Source organism: Shewanella carassii (assembly GCF_002777975.1).
GTDB classification, from domain to species: Bacteria; Pseudomonadota; Gammaproteobacteria; order Enterobacterales; family Shewanellaceae; genus Shewanella; species Shewanella carassii.
This window is the reverse complement of sequence record NZ_NGVS01000005.1, coordinates 15,306-41,474: the sequence shown is the minus strand read 5'-3', so window position 1 is coordinate 41,474 and position 26,169 is coordinate 15,306. Positions and strand designations below refer to the sequence as shown.

26 protein-coding genes are annotated in these 26,169 nt (G+C 52.2%); 11 read left to right on the top strand and 15 right to left on the bottom strand.

Going from position 1 to position 26,169, the window contains the following annotated elements; genetic code table 11:
• Positions 1 to 307: 307 nt before the first annotated feature.
• Positions 308 to 874, top strand: coding sequence for a phosphoribosyltransferase (locus CBE72_RS02420; RefSeq protein WP_100142149.1), 567 nt, complete (start codon positions 308 to 310; stop codon positions 872 to 874).
• Between the two features lie 99 nt (positions 875 to 973).
• Here the strand turns inward: CBE72_RS02420 and CBE72_RS02415 are convergent, their stop codons facing one another.
• The 7 genes from CBE72_RS02415 to CBE72_RS02385 form a co-directional block, all read right to left on the bottom strand.
• The gene (locus CBE72_RS02415; RefSeq protein WP_157929023.1) at positions 974 to 1,186 is read right to left on the bottom strand and encodes a hypothetical protein; all 213 of its coding nucleotides are present in this window, start codon (positions 1,184 to 1,186) and stop codon (positions 974 to 976) included.
• Between the two features lie 134 nt (positions 1,187 to 1,320).
• Positions 1,321 to 3,966: an aminopeptidase N gene (pepN, locus tag CBE72_RS02410; protein WP_100142147.1), complete on the bottom strand. Its 2,646-nt coding sequence runs from the start codon at positions 3,964 to 3,966 to the stop codon at positions 1,321 to 1,323.
• Between the two features lie 212 nt (positions 3,967 to 4,178).
• Complete coding sequence (gene lpoB, locus CBE72_RS02405) at positions 4,179 to 4,772, bottom strand: penicillin-binding protein activator LpoB (RefSeq protein WP_170946744.1); 594 nt, start codon at positions 4,770 to 4,772, stop codon at positions 4,179 to 4,181.
• Positions 4,773 to 4,794: 22 nt separating this feature from the next.
• Entirely contained in the window at positions 4,795 to 6,150 is a 1,356-nt protein-coding gene (locus CBE72_RS02400; protein WP_100142146.1) for a COG3014 family protein, read from the bottom strand.
• A complete protein-coding gene (gene def / locus CBE72_RS02395; RefSeq protein WP_100142145.1) occupies positions 6,147 to 6,635 on the bottom strand; it encodes a peptide deformylase in 489 nt (162 codons plus the stop codon). Before def ends, CBE72_RS02400 begins: the two co-directional genes overlap by 4 nt.
• 22 nt (positions 6,636 to 6,657) lie before the next feature.
• Positions 6,658 to 6,870, bottom strand: coding sequence for a SlyX family protein (locus CBE72_RS02390; protein ID WP_025011529.1), 213 nt, complete (start codon positions 6,868 to 6,870; stop codon positions 6,658 to 6,660).
• A 3-nt stretch (positions 6,871 to 6,873) separates the two neighbouring features.
• Positions 6,874 to 7,848 (bottom strand): WD40 repeat domain-containing protein, encoded by a 975-nt coding sequence (locus CBE72_RS02385; RefSeq protein WP_100142144.1) that lies wholly within the window; start codon positions 7,846 to 7,848, stop codon positions 6,874 to 6,876.
• Positions 7,849 to 8,053: 205 nt separating this feature from the next.
• On the opposite strand from CBE72_RS02385, the gene fkpA reads away from it, so the two are divergent.
• Entirely contained in the window at positions 8,054 to 8,830 is a 777-nt protein-coding gene (gene fkpA, locus CBE72_RS02380) for an FKBP-type peptidyl-prolyl cis-trans isomerase (RefSeq protein ID WP_100142143.1), read from the top strand.
• Between the two features lie 69 nt (positions 8,831 to 8,899).
• Here fkpA and CBE72_RS02375 read toward each other — a convergent pair whose 3' ends face one another.
• Complete coding sequence (locus tag CBE72_RS02375) at positions 8,900 to 9,868, bottom strand: zinc transporter ZntB (protein ID WP_100142142.1); 969 nt, start codon at positions 9,866 to 9,868, stop codon at positions 8,900 to 8,902.
• Positions 9,869 to 10,271: 403 nt separating this feature from the next.
• Between CBE72_RS02375 and CBE72_RS02370 the strand changes: the two genes are divergently transcribed.
• Complete coding sequence (locus tag CBE72_RS02370) at positions 10,272 to 10,646, top strand: YacL family protein (protein ID WP_100142141.1); 375 nt, start codon at positions 10,272 to 10,274, stop codon at positions 10,644 to 10,646.
• A gap of 55 nt (positions 10,647 to 10,701) precedes the next feature.
• On the opposite strand, the gene CBE72_RS02365 is transcribed toward CBE72_RS02370, so the two are convergent.
• Both CBE72_RS02365 and narQ read right to left on the bottom strand, forming a co-directional pair.
• The gene (locus CBE72_RS02365; RefSeq protein ID WP_100142140.1) at positions 10,702 to 11,331 is read right to left on the bottom strand and encodes a response regulator; all 630 of its coding nucleotides are present in this window, start codon (positions 11,329 to 11,331) and stop codon (positions 10,702 to 10,704) included.
• A complete protein-coding gene (gene narQ / locus CBE72_RS02360; RefSeq protein ID WP_100142139.1) occupies positions 11,324 to 13,033 on the bottom strand; it encodes a nitrate/nitrite two-component system sensor histidine kinase NarQ in 1,710 nt (569 codons plus the stop codon). Before narQ ends, CBE72_RS02365 begins: the two co-directional genes overlap by 8 nt.
• 314 nt (positions 13,034 to 13,347) lie before the next feature.
• Between narQ and nrfA the strand changes: the two genes are divergently transcribed.
• A complete protein-coding gene (gene nrfA, locus CBE72_RS02355; protein WP_100142138.1) occupies positions 13,348 to 14,751 on the top strand; it encodes an ammonia-forming nitrite reductase cytochrome c552 subunit in 1,404 nt (467 codons plus the stop codon).
• Positions 14,752 to 14,842: 91 nt separating this feature from the next.
• On the opposite strand, the gene CBE72_RS02350 is transcribed toward nrfA, so the two are convergent.
• Positions 14,843 to 15,385, bottom strand: a complete 543-nt coding sequence (locus CBE72_RS02350; protein WP_100142137.1) for a hydrolase — start codon at positions 15,383 to 15,385, stop codon at positions 14,843 to 14,845.
• Positions 15,386 to 15,685: 300 nt separating this feature from the next.
• On the opposite strand from CBE72_RS02350, the gene glnK reads away from it, so the two are divergent.
• The 4 genes from glnK (at position 15,686) to CBE72_RS02330 (ending at position 19,226) form a co-directional block, all read left to right on the top strand.
• Positions 15,686 to 16,024 (top strand): P-II family nitrogen regulator, encoded by a 339-nt coding sequence (gene glnK / locus CBE72_RS02345; protein ID WP_100142136.1) that lies wholly within the window; start codon positions 15,686 to 15,688, stop codon positions 16,022 to 16,024.
• A 10-nt stretch (positions 16,025 to 16,034) separates the two neighbouring features.
• Positions 16,035 to 17,285 carry an ammonium transporter gene (locus CBE72_RS02340; RefSeq protein WP_039036014.1) on the top strand — a complete coding sequence of 417 codons (1,251 nt, stop codon included), beginning with the start codon at positions 16,035 to 16,037 and terminating at the stop codon, positions 17,283 to 17,285.
• A 248-nt stretch (positions 17,286 to 17,533) separates the two neighbouring features.
• Positions 17,534 to 17,905 carry a hypothetical protein gene (locus tag CBE72_RS02335; protein WP_229672016.1) on the top strand — a complete coding sequence of 124 codons (372 nt, stop codon included), beginning with the start codon at positions 17,534 to 17,536 and terminating at the stop codon, positions 17,903 to 17,905.
• A 91-nt stretch (positions 17,906 to 17,996) separates the two neighbouring features.
• Positions 17,997 to 19,226 (top strand): hypothetical protein, encoded by a 1,230-nt coding sequence (locus tag CBE72_RS02330; protein ID WP_100142135.1) that lies wholly within the window; start codon positions 17,997 to 17,999, stop codon positions 19,224 to 19,226.
• Between the two features lie 158 nt (positions 19,227 to 19,384).
• Here CBE72_RS02330 and CBE72_RS02325 read toward each other — a convergent pair whose 3' ends face one another.
• Entirely contained in the window at positions 19,385 to 20,674 is a 1,290-nt protein-coding gene (locus CBE72_RS02325; RefSeq protein ID WP_100142134.1) for a DUF4785 domain-containing protein, read from the bottom strand.
• Positions 20,675 to 20,684: 10 nt separating this feature from the next.
• The gene (locus tag CBE72_RS02320; protein ID WP_071238526.1) at positions 20,685 to 21,542 is read right to left on the bottom strand and encodes a lipase family protein; all 858 of its coding nucleotides are present in this window, start codon (positions 21,540 to 21,542) and stop codon (positions 20,685 to 20,687) included.
• Between the two features lie 562 nt (positions 21,543 to 22,104).
• Between CBE72_RS02320 and aroG the strand changes: the two genes are divergently transcribed.
• Complete coding sequence (aroG, locus tag CBE72_RS02315; RefSeq protein ID WP_100142133.1) at positions 22,105 to 23,160, top strand: 3-deoxy-7-phosphoheptulonate synthase AroG; 1,056 nt, start codon at positions 22,105 to 22,107, stop codon at positions 23,158 to 23,160.
• Positions 23,161 to 23,198: 38 nt separating this feature from the next.
• On the opposite strand, the gene CBE72_RS02310 is transcribed toward aroG, so the two are convergent.
• Positions 23,199 to 23,372: a hypothetical protein gene (locus CBE72_RS02310; RefSeq protein ID WP_096142315.1), complete on the bottom strand. Its 174-nt coding sequence runs from the start codon at positions 23,370 to 23,372 to the stop codon at positions 23,199 to 23,201.
• Positions 23,373 to 23,691: 319 nt separating this feature from the next.
• Between CBE72_RS02310 and CBE72_RS02305 the strand changes: the two genes are divergently transcribed.
• Together CBE72_RS02305 and CBE72_RS02300 are read left to right on the top strand one after the other, a co-directional pair.
• Positions 23,692 to 25,497, top strand: a complete 1,806-nt coding sequence (locus CBE72_RS02305; protein WP_100142132.1) for an ABCB family ABC transporter ATP-binding protein/permease — start codon at positions 23,692 to 23,694, stop codon at positions 25,495 to 25,497.
• Positions 25,498 to 25,558: 61 nt separating this feature from the next.
• Positions 25,559 to 25,828: a hypothetical protein gene (locus tag CBE72_RS02300; RefSeq protein WP_100142131.1), complete on the top strand. Its 270-nt coding sequence runs from the start codon at positions 25,559 to 25,561 to the stop codon at positions 25,826 to 25,828.
• A gap of 11 nt (positions 25,829 to 25,839) precedes the next feature.
• Here CBE72_RS02300 and CBE72_RS02295 read toward each other — a convergent pair whose 3' ends face one another.
• Complete coding sequence (locus tag CBE72_RS02295) at positions 25,840 to 26,058, bottom strand: hypothetical protein (protein WP_100142130.1); 219 nt, start codon at positions 26,056 to 26,058, stop codon at positions 25,840 to 25,842.
• Between the last annotated feature and the right edge of the window lie 111 nt (positions 26,059 to 26,169).

Genomic DNA, 26,169 nt, shown 5'->3' with positions numbered 1-26,169 from the left:
ATGTCTCGCGTTGTTATAAGATCGTTGTTAATTATGGGTTTATTTATTAATAAAATCTGCAGGGTTGAATAAAATGGATATTGCTTAAGTTGGAGGGGCGCTGAGAAATTTTTTGTCGCCTGAGACACAAGAATGTGTATTTGGCACAGCGCCGAAGAAAAATTTGTTATAAAATGCGCGCCCAAAATCCTCTGCCTGCCTACAATGGTGGAAGCCCACTCCGGATTTTGGAACAGGCCTCCAATTCAGTACCTGCCAAAGCAGACAGCGAAGCACACAAAATAGAACAAGATGGGGTCGTATACCTATGATAGAAAAACGCTTTATTACCGCTCAGGAATTGCTGGAGGATTCATTTCGTCTGGCTGCACAGGTCTATGACAGTGGTTTTCGGCCACAGTTTATTGTTGGGATCTGGCGTGGCGGCGCCCCAATAGGGATCGCGGTGCAGGAGTTTTTCGACTTCAAGAAGGTGGAAACCGACCATATTGCGGTGCGCACTTCATCCTATTACGGCATAGGTACAGACAAGCAGAGCAAGGAGATCAAGGTTCATGGTCTGCATTACATTGTGGAAAATGCCAACGCCGATGATGGTTTGCTGATTGTTGATGATGTCTTCGATTCCGGGCGCAGCGTTTTTGCTCTCAAGGAAAAGCTCAGTCAATCCATGCGTCTGAATATGCCCAAGGATATCCGTATCGCTTGTCCTTACTACAAGCCACAGAATACTGCTGTGCCACTGAAGCCCGACTACTATATCCACGCCTCGGATGAATGGCTGGTATTCCCCCATGAAGTTTCTGGCCTGAGTCCGCAAGAGCTGGCCGAAGGCAAGGGCGATCTTAAAAATATCAAAGAGCTGTTCCTTTAAGATTTGGGCAGCAGCATATTGCAAGAGGGCGCCAATGGTTGCCCTCTTTTCGTTTAATGACCTTACATATTTATGCTGTTGGCGCAGTCCGTAATAGCCTCAGAGACGATTGATCTTGTCCTTTAGATCGTAGCTCTTGTCTGTGACTATGGTTTCCAGGTTGGCAATCCGCTGCTTCAGTTCATCCACTTCCCGTTGCAGTTTTTCTATCTCACGGTTTTGGCCGTCTTGCTGCTTACTGTTGTAGTCCTTGATGAGTACCATGGCAAAAAAGCCTATGGCTATGACGGCTACCAGACTCATTAATCCCATAATGACTCCTTGGGTGTTAAGCATATTGAATATTTTGGCACATCATTCTCGCACATTACGGCACTATTGTGTGGTACGGCTGGACCAATAGTACGCCAAGGGCCTCATCGAGGCCCTTGAACTTGCTTTGCCAATTAAGGCTTAAGGGTTTCTTTAATCAACACGCAGCGCCGCTCTCTTTCTATTGCTTGCTTGAGATTGCGCTGGGTCTGGGCCGATAGCTCTGGGTTGGCCTGCAAGGCTTTTTCGAGCCGCAGCACTGAGGCGTGACTGCATTGACGCGGTAATAGTGCCGGCGCGTAACTGCGCATAAATACCGGGTCTTTTTCGGCGTCCAGGCTGGCCAGCTGACTCAAGCGCTGCTCTGCGGTGCTGGCCTGGAGTTGCCCTTGGCTGCTGGGATAGAGGTTTTCCATTGCCACCCTCAGCTTGGCAAACGGCAGCGCCGAATGGTTGATTTTCTCCAGCCAGCGGCGTTTACCGGCGGTGTCCGGGCGCACCACTTCGGCGGCGATGGCCGCCTTTTGCCCCGAATCGCTGTTATCAAGTTTGGCTTCTTGCTGCAGCAGATATTTGCTGGTGGGATAATCGTAACGGTTCAACTGATAGATAAGCTGCCAGCGGGTATCTTGATCCAGCTCCACTCCCTTTATTTTACTGTAGCCCTGCAGCAGTGATAGCAGGTGGTCCAGCGAGTCACCGTCGCGGGCAAAGTCCACATAGGCATCGAACCAGCGCCGCTGCAGATCTTTATTATCTGCGTTTTGCATGGTCAGACGCAGGCTCATCTGTGCCAGTGCTCTGATGGCGCGCTCGGCATAGGCTGAGTGAATCGGAGCCATCGATTCGAGCAAGGCCTTGCTATAGCGCATATTGCTGAGAATTTGCCCCAGCAGGGTGTAATCGCTCTCTTGGGGAGCATTGATAAGCACAGTTTCCAGATACTTGTTCAAGGGCAAGTTACCGCTCTGGACACTGTCCCACAGGCTTTGCCAGAGCATGGCGCGCAGCAGGGGATCTTCTACCTTGGCCAGGTGATTAAAGGCAGTATCGAACGAGCGTGGGTCGAGCTCGACTTTGACGTAGCCCCAGTCCTGATAGTTGGGATAAACCAAATCAGGACAGGATGCGCCTTTAAGTTGCGGCACCAAGGTCTTTTCACCTTGGTAAGTAACGGTCAGTGTTTGCTGTAAGCGCATCTCATGGCGGCCCTTGCTCAGTAAGGCTAACTGAACTTTTTGCTCTCTGAGAGTCGGATAGGCGGGATCGCTTGTTGACTGCAACAGGGCAAATTCACTGATGCGGCCATCTTGGCACTGGAACTCGGCCTTGAGGCTGTTGACACCGGCGCTGTAGAGCCAATCCCGGCTCCACTGACTCAGATCCCGCTTGGCGGCTTGGCCTAGACTGCTAATGAAGTCTTCCAGTGTGGCGTTTTGCCAGGAGTAGCGTTTGAGGTAATCACTGACGCCACGGCGGAAGGTTTGCTCCCCAAGCAGGTGGCGCAGTTGAATCAGAACCGCGGCCCCTTTCTGATAAGTGATGGCATCGATATTATCGAAGGCGTTGGCACTACTAGCCACTGGTACTTCTATGGGATGGGTGGTAACGCCAGAATCCTGTTGATAGGCGCTCTGTTTGCCCCTGGCGTAAAAACTGCGCCAGGTGTTGTCAAACTCAGTGGCTTCGGCGCTCGCCAGCATGCCCATAAAGGAGGCGAAGCTTTCATTGAGCCACAGACCGTTCCACCATTTCATGGTCACCAGATCGCCAAACCACTGGTGCGCCATTTCATGCATGATCACAGACGCCAAGCGCTGGCGCTGATTGGCTGTCATCTCACCACTGCCAAGAAAACGCCCCTCGGCAAAGGTGATGGCGGCGGCATTTTCCATGGCACCATAGAGGAAGTCAGGCACCAGCAGCTGATCGTATTTTTTAAAGGGGTAGTCGATACCGAAATAGCCGTCAAAAAACTTAAGCCCGGCGTCTGTGTATCTGAACCAGTCGGCGGCATTGACCTGGGCCGCCACAGATTGGCGGGCAAACAGGCGCATGGGGTATTTGCCGCTGTTGTCTTGCCAGACATGGTAAGGGCCTGCATGCATGGAAAAGTTGTAGGGGCTCAACTTGGGTGTTGCCGGAAACTGCCACAGCTGCTTGTCACCCTCCGGGGTCACACTCAATTCTTGGGTGGCGCTGATCACCTGCCAGTCTTTGGGGGCTCTGACAGTTAACTTGTAGCTGGCCTTGAGATCCGGTTGGTCGAATACGGCAAACATCTGCTGCGCGGCAGCGGGCTCAAAGTGAGAGTAGAGATAGACCTTGCCATCGACGGGATCCACAAAGCGGTGCAGCCCTTCACCATTGTTGGAATGCTGGCGTGTGAAGCTGACTTCTATCTCATTGTCGCCTATGAGCAGCAACTTGGCACTGATCTCCAGATAGGCGCCATTGTATTTGGGATAGAGCCTGTGGCCGTTGATCTTAAGGCTGGTGATCTGCGCCTTGCTCAAGTCCAGTGTCAGGGGCTGTTGGTTGTCGCTGAGACTGAAACGTACCAAGGTGCGGTTGGTAAATCGCTCGCTGCCATCCAAGGTAAAGTCCAGTTCATAGCTGACATTGCTGACTCTGGCAGAGCGAGCCATCGCCTGTTGCTCACTGATATAGCCGCTGCCATCCCGCACTCCGGCGGAGGATTGAGTGCTGCTGCAGCCGCTGAGTGATATCAGTCCGGCAGCCAACAGGCTGAGACCAAACAACCGGGGAAGAGATTTCACAAACAGATTCCTTGCTTTTTATTGTTTTACCATTGGGTGTCGGTGTTTTCCCTCACAACAGGAATAAAAGGGAGGGATACGTCTTGAGTTAATACCCTGTCGGGCTTGGCGCCCGCAGCATAAATTACGCTATTTGCCGCCAAAGAACAAAGGAGAAATGTTACAAAAAAGCCGCTATGACAGCGGCTTTGGGGAAGGAGCGTTAGATTTGGTTAGAGCCCGAGGAAGGACTTGGACTTCACTTTGCGGATCTCTTTTTCATCGGACCATTCGATCAAGCCGGTTTCCAGGTCCATCAGGCGCATGGTCATCTTGTAGTAGACATCACGGGTGCTGCCATCTTGTTTAACTATGCTGGAAAGGTTGCCATAGAGCATGTATTGAGCGCCTATCTGACGACCGAACTTGATGGCGGTGGATGGGTCAACCATGCCGGCGTTGTTCTGGTAGTCCAGTTGCTTGCGTACTGAATCCACCTTGGTCATATCGATAAAACGGAACTTGCCTGAGCGCAGCAGCTTGTTGCTGATGGAGTCGGTCACTGACTCAGTATCTATATGCTCAGAGGTCTTGTTCTTGATCTTGTCGACAAAGATGATAGGTCTGTCGTTGGCTGTCATGGCCACCACTGGTGGGAAGGTCAGCATGCTGTCGACCATTTTGGCGGCAATGGCTTGCAGATCTGTCGAACCGAAGTTTTCATTCACTGTCTCTACCTCAGTGGCATCACCGTATTCCACTTTGGATTGACAGGCTGCCATGCCCATGGCCATTGCCAGTATCAGTATCAGCTTCAAGTGTTTCATAGTCAGTTCCATTTCAAGGTTATCAAATCAATTTTGTATAAAAACGTGTGACATTGCCAGTGTCTATTGCCCAGACCAGAGTGGTCTTGCCACTCTGAACCTGAATTTCCGTGCCCTGATTGTCCAGGGTCAGTTGATAGCTGCCGGCATCGACAAACTGCCTTGCTATCTGTGCCTGCCTAGGTAACGTGAGCCAACTGCGGCGATCGGCCTGCTCTGTGACCACGTTGAATATCTGCATGGCGATCACCCCGAGGTCCGAACCGTCTTTGCGCTCGGCCTTGCGGGCCATTTCCGACTTGGCATAGACCCTGGCGGCCTGGCGCACCAGCAGATAGGGTAGTTCCTCCTTGAGCGCCGTGATGGCCAAGGCATCTATGTTGGCTATCGGGGCTGCGGTCATAGGTTTTGATAAGCCGCGGATATGGGCACTGCTGAGCGGTACTCTGGCGGGCATATAGGTGGGCAGAGAGACAGTTTGCCAGTTGCCGTGAATGGTGAAGGGAACCGTCAGGCTCTCCTTGGCGGGCACAAAGCCGCGCTCCAGCAGCAAGATGACCTGACCTTGCCCCTTGGTGGGCGTGGGCGCTTCTCCCCAACGGCGTTTGAACTCATCATATTGAGGCATGGCAAGCTCCTTGGCCAAGCGCACCAGATCCTGCTGCAGATAGGGATTATCCGGCATAATCTGCGCCGCCTTGCGATAGTCGATAAAGGCATCGTTGCGCTCACCAAGGATTTCGTGCAGTACCCCTGTGGTGTAGTAACTGTAGGCGTTCAAAAACGAGCTGGTGACATTGCCGGCGGCCTTGCCCAGTTTATCCATTTCGGCGCTGATGGTGCCGTTGGCCATCTGTTGCACTGCACTGCTGGATTTCTCATACCTTTGCTGCTCCAGCGATTGCAGTTCATTGCTGCGACGCACCTCCACCAACGCGCCTTCGGCATCGCCGGCAAACAGATAATTGAGCGCCTGATACTGGTGCAGCATGATGCGCTCATACCCGGGGCCGCGATAGGGAATGATATTGTCGTTCAGCAGCAGGCTGCCGCCCTGTGAACCCAGCTCGGATAAACTGAGCTTGGCCTTGTCGTCAAACGCCTGATAGGCGGCTATGGCGCTCTGGTAATAGTCTTTACTGGCGATGAAATCGCCGCTGATCTGCGCGGCGCGCCCCGCTTCCTGGGCATAGAGCAGACCATCGCGGCCGTTTATTCCACCTGCCAACTCTTTGGCGGCATTGCCCGGCATTGATGAGTTGAGCTCGGCGCGAATGCCGGCCAACTGGGATGGGTAGTTGACTAATACACTGTTGAAGGCGCAGCCAGTGAGGCCCAATGACAACAACAGCGGCAGTAGTAACTTACCTGACTTCAAGCATCGGCTCCTTGGTTTTGGATCTCCAGTCGCTCTATCAGGGTAAGCCCTTCCAGATGATCATATTCATGCTGGAAAATGCGCGCGACAAAGCCCTGTAACCATTCCTGCTGCCACTCGCCGCTGAGATCCTGATAACGTACCTCAATGCTTTCATGGCGCAAAACCTGTACTCTTTCGCCTGGCAGCGACAGGCACCCCTCTTCCCCGGTAAGCATCTTGCCTGAGCGTTGGAGTATTTGGGGGTTGATCACCACCTGAGGCGCCATCAAAGGCGCATCCGGATATCTGTCGTTGGGGTGGGATGCCATAATAAATAAGCGGATACCTTGGCCCACCTGAGGCGCGGCGATGCCAACCCCCTGTGCCAGTTTCATGGTCTCGAGCATTTTCTTGGCCAGGGTCGCCAAGGGTTCATCGAACAGTTGAACCGGCTGGGCCGCCTGCCCCAGAATACGTTCTCCATGGGTTGCTATGGCTAACATCCTTATTCCCCCTTTATTCGACTCAATAGTGAGGCGGCGGAGTTTCTTCCGATTGAGACGCGATATTGCTCGGCTCTACCGCCTTGAGTTTGCTGATTAACAACTGGATCTGAAACTGCTGCTCGGCCACGACCTTATTGAGTTCGAAAATCTCCTGACTCAATTCTTCCAGTGTGGCTTCCTGAAATGACAGCTTGGTTTCGAGTTCTTCGATCCTGTCCGGGATTGCTTGCATTACTTACCTCTGTGTTGGCGCTGACCAGCGTTCCAGTAAGCTGGCACTGCTGATACTCTGAAGTTGGCCGTTGTCGGATTCAGACACTGAGTATACTACGGCGCTTTGGGGCAAAGGCTTTTTTGGCAATGAAACTTGCCAGTTGGCGACTTTTTTCCCCGAATCGACCTGCCAAAGGCTTAACTCTCTGGCCGGTGTGCCGGTCAACAAGGCCTGTTCCTGTTGGATAAAGCGTGCTGCCGAAAAGTTCATTTGCCGCCGGACTATCGCCAGCGAGCTGGCCAGTTTTCCTGAGTCATTGTGCCAAATGTCGGCATTGCCGGTACTGTCGGACACTAAACTGAGGCTGCCGCTGTGGCTGAGGGCAACCTTTAGTACCCTGGAATCCATCTGCCAGCGCCTCAGCACCTGAGCATCTTGAGGGCGCCACAGCAGAGCGGTGGTATCGTTGGCGCCGGTCAATGCCAGGCGGCCATCGGCAGAGAGGGCAACGCTGTTAACCTTTTCGCTGTGGCCAAGAAATTTTACCAGCACGCCTGTTGTTGGCGTCAGTGACATTACCGCGCCATCGGCCAGCCCCACCAGCAACTGGCCATTGTCGGCCACGGCTACAGCTTGGGCTACCGCCGGCAGTGACCACCAACCTGCCGCTCGGCCGTCGGCGATTTTCCACAGTGCAACTGAATCGCGGCTTAACGTCACTGCATATTCACTATTGGCCGAGATATCGGTGGCGATCACATCATTGGCTGCACTGCCTTGAGCCCACTGATACTTGACTGTCCCTTGTCTGAGATCCCAAAGTCTGAGCCCTTCCTGACTGCTTATTAAAGCATAGTGGCCATCGGCAGAGAGACTGGCGCTGTAACTGGGATCGGCCGCCAGGGATTGGCTGCTATTGGGGCCTGGATGGCAAGCGCCAAGGCCCAGCAAAGTAAAACTGAGCGTGCAAATAAGTAGCAATCTGTTTATTGCCATGAACTTATACCGCCTCGACTTGTCATTTTGAGTAAGGGTAAAACGCTGTCACTTCCATACAGGGGGCTCGGTTCGTCGACCAGCTCTCCCTTGTTAACCAGTATGGATAATCTGCTTTGTATCTCAAAGTTAACTGGTATAAAGTGAGTCGTCTTACACATTTAGGGTTAATTGTAACCATTTGAAGATCCTGAGGATGCCTTTAATGAAACCGATTTACAAAATTTCACTGGTCGCACTGGCCCTGATCGGCCTTTCCGCCTGTAACCAAGAACAAAAAACAGCGAGTGCCGACAAGGTGGAACTGAGCTCTGTCGAGCAGAAAGAAGCTTATAGCGTGGGCGCCTCTATTGGCCGCTACATGGCCGGCCATATCAAGGAACAGGAAGAGCTGGGCTTCTCAGTCGATCGTGCTTTGATTGTGACAGGTTTCCAACAAGGGCTGAAAGACGAACTGCAACTGACCGAAGATGAGATGCAGAAAGTACTTGAAGGTCTGGATCAGAAGCTGAATGAAAAACGCATGGCCAAGGTTCAGGAGATGGCAGCCAAGTCGATGCAGGAGAGCAAAGCCTATCTGGAGCAGAACAAGGCCAAAGAAGGTGTGGTCACTACTGAGTCCGGTCTGCAATATGAAGTCCTGACACCCGGTGAAGGTGAGAAGCCAGCTGCTGAAGACATTGTGACAGTTCACTACCGTGGTACTCTGATCGACGGCACTGAGTTTGACAGCTCCTACTCTCGCGGTGAACCAGCAGAATTTGCCCTGAACCGGGTGATCCCAGGTTGGACTGAAGGGGTTCAGCTGATGCCTGTAGGCGCCAAGTATCGCTTCGTTATCCCATCTGAGCTGGCCTATGGCGAGCGTGATATGGGCACTATTCCGGCCAACTCCACTCTCATTTTTGAAGTCGAGTTGCTCAAGGTCAAGAAAGCCGAAGCTCCTGCCGCGCCGACCGAAGCCGAAGCTTCTGCCAAGTAATCTCTTGTTTCACGGAAAGTGGATACCCGATATTGAAAAGGACGCCGTTGGCGTCCTTTTCTTTTTCCATTACAGCCACTTATAGCGATAGAATAGCCACAACTGTCCCCCTACCAATAGCAACAGGAACAGGCAAAAAGCTCCGAAGGCCCAGCCGACATCGGCGCCAGGGATCCCGGCGATATTGACTCCGAGCAGACCGGTAAGAAATCCCAGCGGCAGGAAGACGGCGCTGATCAGCGACAGGAAATAGAGGCGGCGATTGACGGCCTCGGCCTGACGGTTTTGTAACTCTTCCTGGGTGACGCTGGCCCTGTCTCTTATTGCGTCCAGATCTTCGATACAGCGAATGAGTTGATCGTTGATTTCGTTGAATTTAAGCCGTTGATGTTCATCAAATACCTTGGCCGAGTCTGCCAGCAGGCGGCTAAAGGCTTCCCGCTGCGGTGCCAGGTAGCGTCGGACCACCACTATCTGGCGCCTGAGTTCGGCGATATCGCTGCGCAGATCCCTGTCGTTGCCGGCCATCACCTTGTCTTCCAGGTCGTCGACGGTTTCCTCCAGGCGATCGATAAACTCCGTCTTCCGCTGGGTGAGACGCTGCGTTAGCGCCAACAAGTATTCCCCTGTGTTGCCGGGGCCAGAGCCTTGGCCAACGCTCTGGATGATGTCTTTGACCGATAACAGCTCGCGACTGCTGGTGCTGATAATCCTATGATTGTCCAGGTAGAGGCGTATCGACACCATGTCTTCAGGGTCGGCCCCAGGGTTGTGATTGACGCCTCTGAGCGCCAGTAGTAGCCCGTGGCCAGATTGGACCACCCTGGGACGAGTGTCCTGCGCCAACAGGGCGGCCACTTCTAATGCATCGAGGCCGCTGTGTTGTTGCAACCATTGACGGTTGGATTTCTTCTTATAGTCCAGATGCAGCCAGAGTATGCCTTGCTCTGGCTGCCAGTCGCTGATCTGTTGCAGCGTCAACTCTTTGCCTGCCATCTCTCCACTGAGTAGCAAGGCACAAAACTGTTTTTCGGCCATAGATTCACTCTCATAGGTTTGCTTTAGTTCAAGCTAACCTAGTTATACCATTGGGTATAGGAGTTTACTCACTCAGCGGCAATGAAAAGCAGGGCAGACAAATAGGCTAATGGGCGGTTTCTCGGGATAACGTGACATTGGTCTGTTGCATACGTGTTTTTTCAACACGTGCTTAGGGAGCTTGTCAGCCATCCGATAGTGATACCAACTTGCCTCGCTGTAGCATCATTATGTTATCGCGAGTTTGGCTGGAATTCCCATGGTTGACACAGTTATGAGCAAGGCAAACTTCTATAAGGAATGGTATTAAGATTGAAAGTAAAGCCCTGGCATAACTCTGGGCAATACCCAGGCCCTGGGTTAAAATTAGGGTAGGTTTGGTTACAGCAAAAGAAGTGACACCATGGAATACGAATTTCGGCGCAATTCACTGACGGGGACCGTAATAGCCTATTTCAGTATGGAGCATCATGTACTGGGGCAATGGTTCTCTGAAGAGTTGGCGGATGACGCCGAGATCTGCACTCGGGTCAAACAGGCATTGGCGGACTTGCAGTCCGGGCGCATTCGCGAATGGCAGTTGATTGGCCGGGATCTGACATTGCAACTGGATCAGGAGCAGGTACGTGTCTACGCCAATGTGCTCGAATTTGGCGAGAGTCAGGAGATGGATGAGTCCCTCTCTCTCTACGATGCCGAGTCAGAAGCCTGGTGCGGCCTGGAAGACTTTCAGGATGTGCTTGAGAGTTGGTGTGACTTTCTGCACCAGAGCCGCTGAACAAGCGGCATTGGCTGCAATGACAAGGGACGCGGTGACGTCCCTTTTTTGTGGCTTAACGGTTGAGATAACGCACAGCCATTTCGGTGCGAGATTTGGCGTTGGCCTTGCGGAGCAGGTTTTTGACATGTACCTTGACCGTGCCTTCGCTGATATGAAGTTCCTCGGAGATCACCCTGTTGCTCTGGCCTTCAGCCAGATGCTGCAGTATCTGCAACTCTCTCGGTGTTAGGCTATCGAGCCAGGCTTCTTCATCGGTGGCATTTTTCAGTTCAAACAGATAGTCTTCCACTTCGGCGCTGATCACTCTGTGGCCGGACATGGCTTCCTTTAACTGTTCCAGCAACAGATCGGGTTCGGTGTCCTTGAGTAGGTAACCATCGGCACCGGCTCGCAGCAAACGAAGTACATCTTGCTTGGCATCGGAAACCGTTAGGATAACGATTCTGGAAGTCACTCCCTCTTGACGCAGGGCATTCAGGGTATCGAGACCCGTCATCCCTTTCATATTCAGATCCAGCAGGATAATGTCCGGCTCGTTTTCGGTGGTAGCCGCCAAGGCGTCAAGCCCGGTACCGGCTTCACCGAAGAGACTAAAGTCAGGATCGGATGCCAGTAACTGACAGATACCGCGACGTAGTAAGGGATGGTCATCGACTACCAGAACAGAATAAGGTTTACCCATGATATGGCTCCTGCTGAGGTGGGAAAGTCAGGACAACATTGGTGCCTCCCGACGCATTGCTGGAAAATTCTACAGTACCTGAAAGACGGCTGGCGCGTTCGTGCATTATCCCTATGCCGAAATGCTGATCCCTTTCCTTGATGTGTGCCAGACCAATGCCGTTGTCCGAAACGCTGATGACGACCATGTTATCAGAGTTTTTTTCACAACTGATACAAATACGACTCGCATTGGCGTGTTTAATAGCATTAAGGGTGGCTTCTCGGGTGAGCTGCAGAATATGAATGTGTTGGTGCGCCGCCAGTAACTGGGGCGGCAGGCGATAGTTGAGTTCCAGCTCTGTCTCTGTCTGGCTGCTCAGTTGCTCCAGCATGGCTTCGAGAGCGTTACGCAGATTAGGTTCTTTGACGGTCAGGCGGAAGGTCGACAGCAGTTCCCTGAGCTGGGCATAGGCTGTGGTCACCCCTTCATTGAGTTCTTCGAGCTGCTGGGTTACCGCCGGGCTTTTGCAGCTCTGGTCGAGGCCTTTACGCAGCAAACTTATCTGGATTTTCAGGAAGGACAAGAGTTGCCCCAGCGAGTCGTGCAGCTCTCTGGCGATAACCGCCCGCTCTTCCAGCAGGGCCAGCTGTTGGCGCTGTTCGGTGGCGTTATGAATCACAATCGAGCGGGCCAGCATAATGGTGAAGTTTTCAAACAGGGGCACATTGATATCGTGTTCGCCAAACACTTCCAGAAAGCCGAGCTCTTGCTGCTCAAACTTGAGCGGAAACTGCATGGTCTGTCCGGATTGTGGCCAGTTGCCCTCATCGGTGGCTATCACCTCCATGGCATCTTCATCTTGCTGAATAATCAGCCGTAAGTGTTGCAGATGTTCATACTCCTGGAGCTGTATCAATGATTGACGCATGACGTCATAGTTCAGCTTACCCGAATGTAGCATCACCAGGTTATCGTAGAGGAACTTGAGTTCGCGGTTGGCACGAGTCAGCGCCAGGGTCTTCTCCTTCACCTGGGTTTCCAGGTTGCCATAGAGGGTTGCCAGCTCCTGAACCGTGCTGTCTAGGGCATCGGAAAGAGCGCTGAGCTCGATATACTCTGTCTTGGGCATTTCGACGGCAAAGTTACCCTTGGAAATAGTGTTGGCCGACTCCATCATCTGTTGCAGCGGCACCACCACCTTGCGTTTGGTAAAACGCACGGCGATAAAGGCAATCAGCAACATCAGCCCCAAGCCCACTATCTGGCTGACGGCCAGTAATCTTAGTTTAAAGGCGGCGTGATGCTCCATCTCCAGTACCAGCAGATCTATGGTATCGACAAAGTCTTTCAGTGAAATGGCGTAATTGCGCGAGTCTTCCTGCTCTATGTAATACTTCATGACCTTCCACTTATTGATCACCAGTTGGTATTGCTGTCCGAGTCTGGCCGGCGATGACCAGTCCATCGAGCGCACCAAGGCATCTGAGTAGAGGGTATTTTCAAATTCGCGAATTTTTTGCAGTGCTTCTTCACTGCCGGAATTGGCATAGAACATCAACCGGTAACTTTGCATCCGCAATGAACCGGAGGCGTTGATCGCCCGGGCATCTCCAAGGCTGTAGGACAGATTGATGATGGCAAAAGTGGCCAGACCGCTTGAGAGCAAAATAAGGGTCAGCATTAAGCCTAAAATGGTAGAGGTTAAACTGCCTCGTTTCATGAAATATTCACTCACTTTTGCTAAGGTTTCCTGAGTCCTTTGCTGTGTTGCCTTCGGCTGGCGGAAGGAACTACGCCGATAACGTCATCGAGAAGAAAAAGGACTTGAGTCTCAGCGTTCTACATTAGCCTGCGCTTGAATACATTAACAAGAGTACAAAAATGTGAACAACATCGCCTTCACATTTTGATCTGGCGCAAACTTCGCTCCGGATACTCCCTAAGAGGTATGTTTTTGGCTTATTCAAGAGGCTACTTTTGACCTTGGAGATGTCGTGGTTATTGCAAATAATGATAAAGTAACACGGAGATGAGATGGTGAAAAAAATAAACCAAAAATCCTTTGCACTCAGTGCATTGGTCGCCGCAAGCCTTATGGCTGCCGGTGCGTTTGCGAGTGATAAGACCGAGCCTCGTAACGAAGTTTACAAAGACAAGTTCAAAAATCAATATGCCACTTGGCATGACACCGCCGAAAGTTCTGAAATTGTTGACGTACTGGCCGAAGATCCCAATCTGGTGGTTCTGTGGGCCGGTTATGGTTTCGCCAAGGACTACAATGCCCCTCGCGGCCACATCTATGCCGTAACTGACTTGCGCAACACCCTGCGTACCGGAGCACCCAAAACAGCTGAAGATGGCCCAATGCCAATGGCTTGTTGGAGCTGTAAGAGCCCGGATGTTCCTCGTCTGATTGAAGAGCAGGGCGAAGACGGTTACTTCAGCGGCAAATGGGCCAAAGGTGGTCCAGAAGTGGTTAACGCCATAGGTTGTGGTGATTGTCACGAGAAAGGTTCTCCTAAGCTGCGTCTGGGGCGTCCTTTTGCCGAGCGCGCCATGGAAACCCTGGGGATGCCGTTTGATAAGGCTTCCCGCAAAGACAAGCAGTCCATGGTTTGTGCTCAGTGCCATGTAGAGTACTACTTTGAGAAAGTGGAAGGTCGTAAGGGCTTTGTTAAGTTCCCATGGGATCAGGGCACTACAGTGGAATCCATGGAGGCTTACTACGATGCCATCGAGTTTGCCGACTGGACTCACGCGCTGTCCAAGACTCCTATGCTGAAGGCACAGCACCCAGGTTATGAAACTTGGCAACTGGGGGTTCACGGTAAGAACAACGTGACCTGTGTTGACTGTCACATGCCGAAGGTGACCAGCGACAAGGGGCGTAAGTTTACCGATCACAAAGTGGGTAATCCTTTCGATCGCTACGAAGAAACCTGTGCTCAGTGCCACACTCAGAGCAAAGAGTTTATGGAGAACCTGACTGCCGAGCGTAAAGCCAAAGTTAAAGAGCTGAAGCTGAAGGCCGAAGATCAAATCGTCAAGGCACACTTCGAAGCTGCTGCCGCCTGGAAAGCCGGTGCGACCGAAGCAGAGATGAAGCCAATCCTGACTGATATCCGTCATGCTCAATGGCGCTGGGATTATGCTATCGCCTCTCACGGTGTCGCGGCTCACGCTCCTGATGAAGCGCTGCGGGTACTGGGTACTGCGGTTGACAAGGCTGCCAACGCCCGGGTGAAACTGGCGCAGCTGCTGGCTAAGAAAGGTATCGTTGAGCCTGTCGCTCTGCCTGATATCTCCACCAAGGCCAAGGCTCAGGCTGCTCTGGGTATGGACATGAAGAAGATGGTTTCCGACAAGGAAGACTTCAAGAAAAATGTTCTGCCTAAGTGGGATGCCGAAGCCAAGAAGCGTGAAGCAACCTACAAGTAACAGTCGTTAACACTCGTAAATGAAAATCCCCGCACCGCGGGGATTTTTTATCTTACAAGCCAGCAGTGGTAGCCAGCGAAGGATTACAGGCCTATTTGATCAGCTTAAGCAGAGCCTTAAAGCGTTCACCTTCTGCCTGATGTTGCAGTTCAAACAGTAAAGATTCGCTGTTGTTGAGCCTGGCTCCCTGCTGCTTCATCATTTCTATTCCCAAGCGTTTGTTGCTTTCACTGCGGGAGCTGACGGCATCGGCTATCAAGTGCACATCGAAACCCTGCTCGATAAGATCACCACAGGTTTGATAGACACAGACATGTGTCTCTATCCCGGCCAGCAGTACCTGTTTGCGGCCCGTGCTCAACAGTGCCTCACGGAACGCCGGGCAGTGCCAGCCACTGAAGTGATGCTTGGCAATCGGCGCAGTGGTCTTGGATAGCAGGGCGGCCAGCGACTCTGTAGTAGGGCCGAGCTTCTGCGGCAACTGTTCCAGCCAGAGCACTGGGATATCAAACAAGGCCGTGCCTTCTATCAGCATGGCCAGTTGTTGATGCAGCTGTTCACTCTTGTCCATTATCTGCGCCAGTTTGCCCTGAACATCCACTATGACCAGCACACACTCTTCCGCTTTTAACATCTTGTTCTCCTTCAGGTTGGTCTTAGGACAGGTGCAAACGAGTCCTTCTTTCGCTTCAGTCAACGACAGAATATTCAGTTAACGACAGGACAGGGCTTAAGCCAATAGGCCTTAGGTCGTAGATGGTTGCGCTTTTTTTGTGCGCCTATGCCTTAATTGCACTTAATTGGTGCATATCTGCAGCTCTTAACCTGGTCCGTAAAAACTAACTCTTTATAAAACAAAAAATTAACATTTTGGCCTAATGCTTGAATTGTTTTGGCATAACACCAATACAGCAAGGCGATTCTGGAGGTCTGGATGAAATTAGTCAGCGCAATCATTAAGCCGTTCAAGCTCGATGATGTCCGCGAAGCGATAGCGGGCATAGGCGTAGAGGGGATGACGGTCACCGAAGTCAAAGGTTTTGGCCGACAAAAGGGACATACAGAGCTCTATCGGGGAGCCGAGTATCAGGTGGACTTTCTGCCCAAGGTTAAGCTTGAGATAGCCACCAAGGCTGAGAATCTCGATGAGTTGTTGGAAGCCATCAGCAACGCCGCTCATACCGGCAAGATAGGTGACGGCAAGATCTTTGTGACAGATCTGGAACAGGTTATCCGTATTCGTACGGGCGAAACAGACACAGAAGCGCTGTAAGGGGGAGAGGATGGAAGAACTGAGCAAATTGGGTACTACGGTCACAGAGCTGCGTTTTGCGCTGGACACCTTTTACTTTCTGATCTCCGGCGCGCTGGTGATGTGGATGGCGGCGGGTTTCGCCATGCTGGAGGCCGGGTTGGTGCGTTCCAAAAATACCACAGAGATACTCACCAAAAACATCTGTCTCTATTCAATCGCCTGTATCACCTACCTGATTGTGGGTTACAACATCATGTATGTGGACAATGGCGAGGGTGGCTGGCTGCCGAGCATCAGCACCTTGATAGGAGCTCAAGCCGCCGACGCCGACCATGCGCTGGAGTCTGATTTTTTCTTCCAGGTGGTATTTGTGGCTACAGCCATGTCGATTGTTTCCGGTGCCGTGGCCGAGCGCATGCGCCTGTGGGCTTTCCTGGCATTCAGCCTGGTAATGACGGCAGTCATCTATCCGGTGGAAGGTTACTGGACTTGGGGCGGTGGTTTCCTTTCCGAAGCCGGCTTTGTCGACTTTGCCGGTAGCGGCATAGTGCATATGGCCGGTGCGGCCGCGGCCTTGGCCGGTGTCTTGCTGCTGGGGGCCCGTAAAGGTAAATATGGCGCCAATGGCCAGGTTAACCCTATCCCGGGTTCCAACCTGCCGCTGGCAACCCTGGGGACTTTTATCCTCTGGATGGGCTGGTTTGGTTTCAACGGTGGTTCTCAGTTACTGGTCTCTGATGCCGAAAATGCCAGTGCCGTGGCCAAAGTCTTCGTCAACACCAATTCGGCGGCGGCCTTCGGCGCGGTATCTGCACTGATCGTCTGTAAGATGGTGTGGGGCAAGGCCGACTTGACCATGATACTCAATGGTACTTTGGCAGGTTTGGTGGCTATCACGGCCGATCCATTGTCGCCCTCGCTGCCTATGGCGGGTGTGATAGGCCTGGTAGCCGGCGGTTTGGTGGTGTTCTCCATCGTGGGCTTTGACCGCATCAAGATAGACGATCCTGTCGGGGCTATCTCGGTGCACGGAGTTGCCGGTTTCTTCGGTTTGATGATGGTGCCTCTGTCCAATGCCGATGCCAGTGTGACAGGGCAACTGTTTGGCGCTGCGGTGATCTCTGCCTGGGTGTTCCTGGCATCATTGCTGGTGTGGGGCGCCTTGAAAGTGACCATGGGGATCCGGGTGACCGAAGAGGAAGAGTACAACGGTATGGACGCGTCGGACTGTGGTATCGATGCCTATCCTGAGTTTGTAACTGTCAAGAACGCCAACTGAGAGGCCAAGAACGCCAGCTGATAAGCCATGAGTGTTCTTGAGAGATCAAGCAAGCTTCCTTAATCTTTAAGCCATCTCTTGTGAGGTGGCTTTTCGTTAGAGCTGGCTTTGGGGTTACCGGCCTTGTTGTTACCTGGCTTGGCGGGAGTCGGCCAGGAAAAGCACATTTTGCGGCTATGGCGCTTGATGACAGACGCTCTTGGGGGCAGACTGAAAGCAGGAACAGCCTGGAGCCTAAGGGGATGGTGATGAAGACTCTCAGTGTAATGAAGCTGACCGGTACTTTTCTCTGCACTTTGTGCAGTACCTTGCTGTGGCTTGGCAATGCCGAGGCAGGACAAGTGGTGGTTCGTGATGCCAGTGAGCCCTTCGATGCCTTTGCCGTCAGGGATGAATTACTGCGTCAGCATGAGTGGCAGGAACTACTGCGCTCGCAGCAGCAACTGGAGATCCTCCGCAGCCTGCCTGCCATATGTGTTCCTTACATGCGCCCCTATCGCTACTTTTCCTGCGATGGCCATTTTTATCGCCCCTATCTTTACCGGCAACAGCAGCTCTATATAGGGATCCCCAAGCCGGGTTCCGAAGTTATCGCTCCCGGAAATGAAGGCTTGAACTAGGGGATATTCACATTTTGTCACCCTTTGGCGCGGCAGGAGTGGCCAGTCTGACTTAAGCTTTCAGTAAAGAAGCCTTAACTCAGGAGGCCTTATGTTCTCAGGCACTTTCTCAAGCGCTTTCTCCGGCTCTCTCATTCGAGCTCTCTCTGGCGCTCTATCCACTACCATCTTGAGTCGCTTAATTGGTGCGGTTTTGCTGCTGCTATTTTGCGGTTGCAGCAGTACCCCGGTGCCAAGCAAGATGGCCCTTGGCAGCCTGTTTCAGGATAACCAATTCAAAGAGGTAGGGAATATCCCCGAGCCCGCCGAGTTATTCGCCTTGCCTCCCGAGGCGGTGCAGTTGCTAAAAGGTGCCTATAGCCGCAGCGCACTCATGTCCAATCAGGAGTTGGCCCACGAGTGGTTGGCTGACTATATCCATGCCGACAAGGGCGGCTTTCGCTATCAGGACAACTACACCCGCACCGCCGCCGAAACCTTTCACGACAGGGCCGGAAATTGCATGTCACTGGTGATCCTGACGGCGGCCATGGCGCAACAACTGGGGATAGAGGTTGAATTTCGTGATGTGGAAGTGCCCCCGGTCTGGGATCGCCAAGGCGCCTTTTATCTGGTCAATGGTCATATCAATCTCAAGTTATATCCGCCCAAGAATAATCATGTCTTCCATGTCACCGAGCGTTCCATCCTGGTGGATTTCCTGCCCGAGCGTGCTGTGCGCAGCTATAAGGTCAATAAGATCAGCCAAGGTACTGTGGTCGCCATGTATTACAACAATGCGGCGGCCGAGGCATTGATCAATGAGAATTGGGATCTTGCATACGGCTTGCTGAAAAGGAGCCTGCAACAGCAGAGTCTGTTTATTCCGGCGCTCAATAGCCTGGCGGTGCTCTATCGCGCCAGGGGCATGGAACAGATGGCCGAGCGGGTCTACCGCTATGCGTTGACGCTTGAGCCAGAAAACATGACTACCCTCTATAACCTGGCGGTCATGCTGAGCAGCCAAGACAGACTGGATGAATGGGCCGAAGTGCACAAGGTACTGGAGCTTGCCCGGATCCGTAATCCTTATTACTACTATGATATGGCGCAACAAGCCTACATGGATCACCAATATGATGAGGCGCTGAGTTGGTATCGAAGAGCGATTGAGAAGGCGGATTATCGCCACGAGTTTTACTTTGGTTTGTCCAGAACCTATTGGGCAAAAGGGGACTCCGACCGGGCGAAGAGCAATCTGCAAAAGGCGTTGGCGTTGGCCGGTGACGGCGAGCAGAAAAAACGCTATCAGGCCAAGTTGCATGCGATGGAAGGGCATTGATTCAAAAGCTTGGCTGAAAGAGTGGGGTTATAAAGGCGCAATTGGTTAAGCCAAGTTGCAGAGTAAAAAGCCCGATGCTGAGATCTGCATCGGGCTTTGTTGCTTTGGGCTATAAGTTGCTTTCTGGTTATAAGTTTCTCTCTGCCTGAAAGCTGGCCTTAAAGGGCATCTAAACTCAGCGCCTTGTCGCGATAACTCAAGCGCGCCATCTGCCCCATATCCTTGAGCTCAACTGCCCTGACACCGTAGGGCGGCTTTAAGCCCGAATTTTGGATTAGTTCAAGGTTTAGAGGCAACTGCAGACTGTTTTGCTCTTGTGTCAGCCAGGCCGCTGTCTCACTCTGCAGTATGGCGATTTCCCGTCCTTGGGCATCGGTTCCTGTCAGTATTGCCGACACCCCAAAACGACCACTTTGAGCCAGCTCCAGCGTAAAGCTGAGGGCACTTGGCAGACCATTTTGCCAACCAACTTGGATTTCGGGTGCCAGCCGCGCCGATGGATAGAACTGCTTGAAGGCGGTCTTGACGGTACGTCGTACCAAGGTGTTATCCACCTGGGTCTCAATATCGACCACCAGTTCACTGAAACCCGCATTGCTTGAGGGCATGGGCAGCTGCTCATTTTGCAGTCGCCAGCTGTCGCCACTTTGGCTGAGTTGCAGTGGGGTTTGCTCGCCGCTTGCTTGCTGCAGCCGGGCACTGGCCAAACGAGGTGAACCCATGGCCTTATCGTTCTCAAGCGCCAGCTCCAACTCGAGATGGGTGTTGGCCTCGAGTGATGATGGGGTGCTTAACTTGAGACGATAGGCAGATCCTTTCTCTTTGACATTGACCAGATAGTTGTCAGTGGCGGTCAGCGCTGCGGCGACCTGCAGGCGATAGAGACCGGGCTTGATATCTGAGCTCAGCAACAGGGCACTGGAGTCATCATCCATCCCGGCGCTGGCCAGAGACTCAGAGTCTACGGCGCGGCGGATAAGACGCTTGTTCTCAGTTTTGCCTGCGGCCGAGCTGAGTTGAACTGCGTCCGGAGCAATACTTTTGGGGGCAGTCGGGGCGCCGCTGCTTTTATCCCAGCGCGGTGCCAGACGGATAACGCTGCTGCCTTGGGTTAATGGCAGCTCTATGCCTTGGTTAAGCTCGGCGCCTGTAACCATCAACCAGTATTCATCACTGCTGGTACTGGCGGTTTTGTCCGGCAGCTGGGCTTGATATTCCCCTGACAGCGCCCTGACAAAGCTGACATCTTCCCTGGAGGTATTCAAGGGCGGCAATTGCCCTGTATCAAGCTCTTCTGAAGCCTTGATATCGCTTGCCTGGGGCGGCACCATGGCCAAGGTCAGGCTTTTGGGCTGCAGGTTTTGTTCTACCTTGGCATCATCCTGGCAACCCGTGAGGCTCAGGAGTATTGCTGCCAGCAGCGGTGTCTTGCTGATATGCATCTTCATACTTACGTCCTCAGATATGATTGCGCAGAAGGGTGTCGAGATTAAAACAGGCCCGGCGGCTTTGATGGTGGCTCAAAGGTTCTCTGTCACGGGTTTTCTGCTTATCGGTAAACCAGACACTGCCGGCGGCACTCTGGGAGCTGCACTCAAGAAAACCGTCGGAGCAGTTATCCAGCCAGTTTTGGGTAGTCTCCAGGCCCACTTGATTCTGATAACCGCCGCAATAGCTGTCGCTGTCCCAAACTGCCGACTCCACGTCCGAGCCGACAACAGCTTCAAAAGGCTTACCCAGAGAAGGACGCCCGGCTGTGCCGTACAACCATTGACTGTTGTATTGCGCCATCCAACCCACCTGCTGCTGTTTGACGGCATCGCTGTCGTAACCGAGCAGCCAGCCGAGACTGGTTTCAAACACATTGCCTTGAGTGACGGCATCGGCCAGTGGTGTACCGGCACTGGAAGGCGCCAGCGCTATCACTCGGCTGATGCTGTTGATCACAGCTGGATAACGTCCATCCCAGGTGGGATTGGACAAGACCCAGCGCACTATGTTGCCGCCATTGGAGTGGGTGATGAGGATCAGTTGATCCAGATTGCGGGCGTTGATAAAGCTCTGCAGCTGATCGACCAAACAGCCGGCAGCGGCCTCATCCCACATATATTGCTCGAAGTCACAGTTGATGACCTGATAGTTACTCGGGGTGCTGATACCTTGACGAACTGAATCGACAAACTCGCGGGTCCAGTAATCGTTCAGGGCATCGGTTTGTTTTCCTGTTCCATGGACAAAGGCGACGCCGGTGGCGCCATGACTCAGGGAGCAGACACTACAAAGACCCAACATCATTAGGGTGGTGGATATTTTCATGTCGCATTTCTCTTGTTGGTTTTCATTATTGGCGGATAGGTTTACTTATCCGCTAGTTAAGCTAGCGCTGATATTGGTTGGCGGCAAGTTGATGGTCGAAATATTTACTCTGGTAAGCCGGGTTTAATGGGGATCTCGGAGGAACTGCTGATCAAATACAGTTGATATCAACAAAGCTTGGTTCAATTGGAAGTGAGCTATGCGGGTTTATTTGCCTATGGTCGCTTCTATTCCATAACTCCTGGGCTAAATATCCGGTAAGCGACTCCTCTGAGGGGCGGAGACACGGTTTCAGGATAGAGTGATAAAAGTATTTGAGAGTTCAAGACGATGCGGGGGCTATGTCTTGATTGAAAGTGTTGTTGGTGGTTTGTCTTTCAATAAGGCTAAGTTTAGGGAATTTCTCATCGGAAGGCTGGGATTGTCATATAAAAGATAAAAAATAACATAAATTGCCTATAAATCTATATGAGTTAATTGCAATGGTTGAATATAGCGGATAGATTAAAACTGTTATTCAAAACAAGAGATTCTTATCAATAGCCGGAGCTGTGTGACGTTTATGTATTACCAGAATGATGATGTACGGATTAATGAAGTTAAAGAGTTACTGCCACCGATAGCCATTCTGGAACGATTTCCGGCAACCGAACGCGCCTCATCCACCGTCTTTAAAGCCAGGAAGAATATTCACAAAATCCTGCATGGACAGGACGATCGCCTGCTGGTGGTGATAGGCCCATGCTCTATTCACGACCCTGAGGCCGCGTTGGAATATGGTGCGCGTTTGGCCAAACTCAGAACGGCCTATCAGGATCAGTTGGAAGTGGTGATGCGGGTTTATTTTGAGAAACCCAGAACGACAGTGGGCTGGAAGGGGCTGATTAACGATCCCTACATGGATAACAGCTTCAAGCTCAACGATGGCCTGAGAACGGCCCGCAAACTGCTGCTCGAATTGAATGACAGCCAGGTACCGACTGCAGGTGAGTTCCTTGATATGATCACCCCGCAATATATGGCCGACCTCATGTGTTGGGGCGCTATCGGCGCCCGTACCACAGAGTCTCAGGTTCACCGGGAGTTGGCATCGGGCCTGTCTTGTCCCGTGGGATTCAAAAACGGCACAGATGGCACCATCAAGGTGGCGATAGATGCCATTGGGGCCGCCAGCGCGCCACACCATTTTCTGTCGGTGACCAAGTTTGGCCATTCGGCAATTGTGTCAACCAAGGGCAATGATGACTGCCATATCATTCTGCGTGGTGGACGCGAACCCAACTACAGCTCGGCTCATGTGAATCAGATATGTTCTCAGCTTGAGAAGGTTGGCCTGAAACCTAAGGTGATGATTGACTTCAGCCATGCCAATTCCAGTAAAGACTTTCGGCGTCAGATGTTAGTGGCTGAAGATGTCAGCGGCCAGATTGCCGCCAAACAGCAGGCGATTTTCGGAGTGATGGTGGAGAGTCATCTGGTGGAAGGGCGTCAGGATCTCAACCCCGGGGAACCCCTCCGCTATGGCCAGAGCATTACCGATGCCTGTATCGGTTGGGATGATACAGAGAAACTGCTTTCAATGCTCAACGACAGCGTGCTGAAGCGTCGACAGGCTTGAGCTGCTCTGTGGCATGGATAATGGCGCCATCGGCGCCTTTATTTTTGGGCTTGCTGTGCCAGGTATTCGTTGGCCTTGGCCAGGCTGCCAAAGGAAGCTATCAGGTTGTTACGGCCTTTTTCCTGGATCTCAGGATTGCCCGATTCGATCATCATCCATACCCAGGTTTGGATCAGTGGCAGGGGTGGGTATTGAACTTTTGAATCCAACATAAGATTTCCTTCAACAGATACGGTAAAAATCGGTGCGGACCGGTTTGTTTGACACTTTTTGAACACTTGTTGCCGCCCGTACTCAATAGCTGGAAAGAGTAGCAAATTCTTTTTTCACGCATAACCATCTTTCAGCTCTTTGAGGTGATTTTGGCGATAAAAATGCCATGACTAGTCGTTTAGTCTAGGTTAAATGTGATTTTTGTCATTCTAAAGTGCTACTCGTGGTGATTATTTCCAAGCGCTCAGCCAAACAGATCGCAGACTTGAGCTTTGGGCGCTGCTACACTCGGAACACTCTTTTCCCCTGGCAAGATGTATGCGTCCAACTCTCTACCTTGAAGGTCCCGTCGATAAGCTCAACTGGCAAGTGCTGAAACTTCTCTGGCCCTATCTGCTGGAATATAAGGGGCGCATAATGTTGGCACTATCGTGCCTTGTGGTGGGAAAGCTCGCCAGTGTCGGCTTGCCTTTCCTGTTGAAGCATTTGGTTGATGATCTTGGCGGCGAACAAACGGCGCAGCTGTTGGCTGTGCCCATAGCACTGGTTTTAGCTTATGGTGGCCTGAGGTTGGTTAATGCGCTCACAGGGGAGATCAGGGATACCCTCTTTGGCCGAGTGACCGAGAGAGCGATACGACGCCTGGGACTTCAGGTCTTTGAACACCTGCACCGGTTGGATCTCGGTTTTCACCTCGACAGGCGCACCGGCGGATTATCGCGGGACATAGAGCGCGGCACCAGCGGCATCAGTTTTCTGATGCGTTTTATGGTGTTCAACATAGTGCCTACCTTGTTGGAAATCCTGATGGTGGTGGCCATTTTACTGTGGAATTACGGTATCTGGTTTGCGCTGATCACCTTCTGCTCCGTACTGGCCTATGGTTTGTTTTCTGTTGTGACGACTGAGTGGCGTACCTCTTATGTCCGTGAGGCGGCGAAGGCCGACTCTGTCTCCAACACCCGCGCTATCGATAGCCTGCTTAACTATGAAACCGTCAAATACTTCAACAATGAAGCCTATGAGGCGAATGAGTATGACAAGGCGTTGGCAGACTGGGAGGTGGCCAAGCGCAAGAATCGCCTGTCGTTGTTCGCCCTAAATGCCGGTCAGGCCACCATTATTGCCATTGCCATGACCTTGATGCTGGGGCTGGCGGCTTTTGAAGTGACCCGCGGGCAGATGACAGTGGGTGACTTTGTTTTGATCAACGCCTTTATGATGCAACTCTTTATGCCGCTCAACTTCCTGGGTTTTGTGTATCGTGAAATTCGGGGCGCTTTGGCCAATATAGAGAGGATGTTCTCGCTGCTGGATAAGACCCCACTGGTAAAAGACAGTCCTACGGCTAAAGCCGTATCGCTGACAGAGGGCCGAATCAGCTTTGACTCGGTTGGCTTTGGCTATGGTGACAGGCAGATACTCAAGGGTGTGAGTTTTGAGATAGAGCCCGGGCAGAAGGTGGCTGTCGTGGGTGAAAGCGGCGCCGGTAAATCGACGTTGGTGCGCTTGTTGTTCCGCTTTTACGATGTCAGCCAAGGAGCGATTCGAGTCGATGGTATCGATATTCGCGATATGACCCAAGATGCACTGCGCCGAGCCATTGCCATAGTGCCTCAGGACACTGTGCTGTTTAACGATACTCTGTTTGAGAATATTCGCTATGGCCGCCCCGATGCTTCGGACGCCGAAATCTGGCAGGCGATAGAGTTGGCCCACCTTAAGCAGTTTGTTGAGGCATTACCGCAGCAGGCCCAGACCAAGGTGGGTGAGAGAGGCATGAAACTCTCCGGCGGTGAAAAGCAGCGAGTGGCTATTGCCAGGGCGATATTGAAGCGCTCGCCGATACTGATCTTCGATGAAGCCACCTCGTCGCTGGACAGTCGCTCCGAGCGGGCGATTCTCAAGGCGCTCGACGAAGTTGCTAAGGGCCATACCAGCTTGGTGATTGCCCATAGGTTATCGACAGTGGTGGATGCCGATAAAATCTTAGTGTTGCATCAAGGTCAGTTGGTTGAGTCCGGCACCCATGATAGCCTGTTGGCTGCCGATGGATATTATGCTCGTTTATGGCGGATCCAGCACACAAAACAGGCTGATGAGTCGGTGCAAGTTCAGCATTGATTCAGCCTGGCTGCCGCATACTCGAAAGTCCGAAGTCGCGTCAGTCATGGGGGCAGCACAGATGGAAAACATTGCATTGCAGGTCAATATTGAAGGAATGCAGGACAAAGTCCGTACAGATTGGAATTGTCTGGCGGATGAGCTTAAGACCCGAGGTATGGATGATGTTGCCCTCTATCAACTGCATACCGAGTTGCGTGCCGGGCTGAGAGTATCCACTCGCGGCCTGACTCTGTCTATGGTATCTGCAGAACCCTTTAATGCGGCGTTGGAAGGGATTATCAGCGAGTCAAGAAAGCAGGCTCAGTCGCAGGGGGAAGTGCGTAGCTGAGCCTGGAGATCCTATTTCTTGGTCTGGTTGCGGTCGGCTTGCCAGCCGTCACACAGCAGATTAAAACCATTTTTAGCTTCTTTTACCGGTGTCAGTTCAGTGATTTTACCGCCTCGATAACAGAGCAACTCTCCCTCAATCTCAATCAAGCGGCTGCAGTTTTTGCAGCTGAGCGATGCCGTTTTGCTCTTTTCCGGCTTGGGGACCTGACTGACGAATGTCGTTTTCACTTCAAAATCCTCTGGAAGTGGCAAGTCTTGACTAGGTGCAAGATCTTACCACTTTTGTGATGTAACGCACAATCTGCTCGCCATTACAGTTTAGTGACAGCTAAATTATCT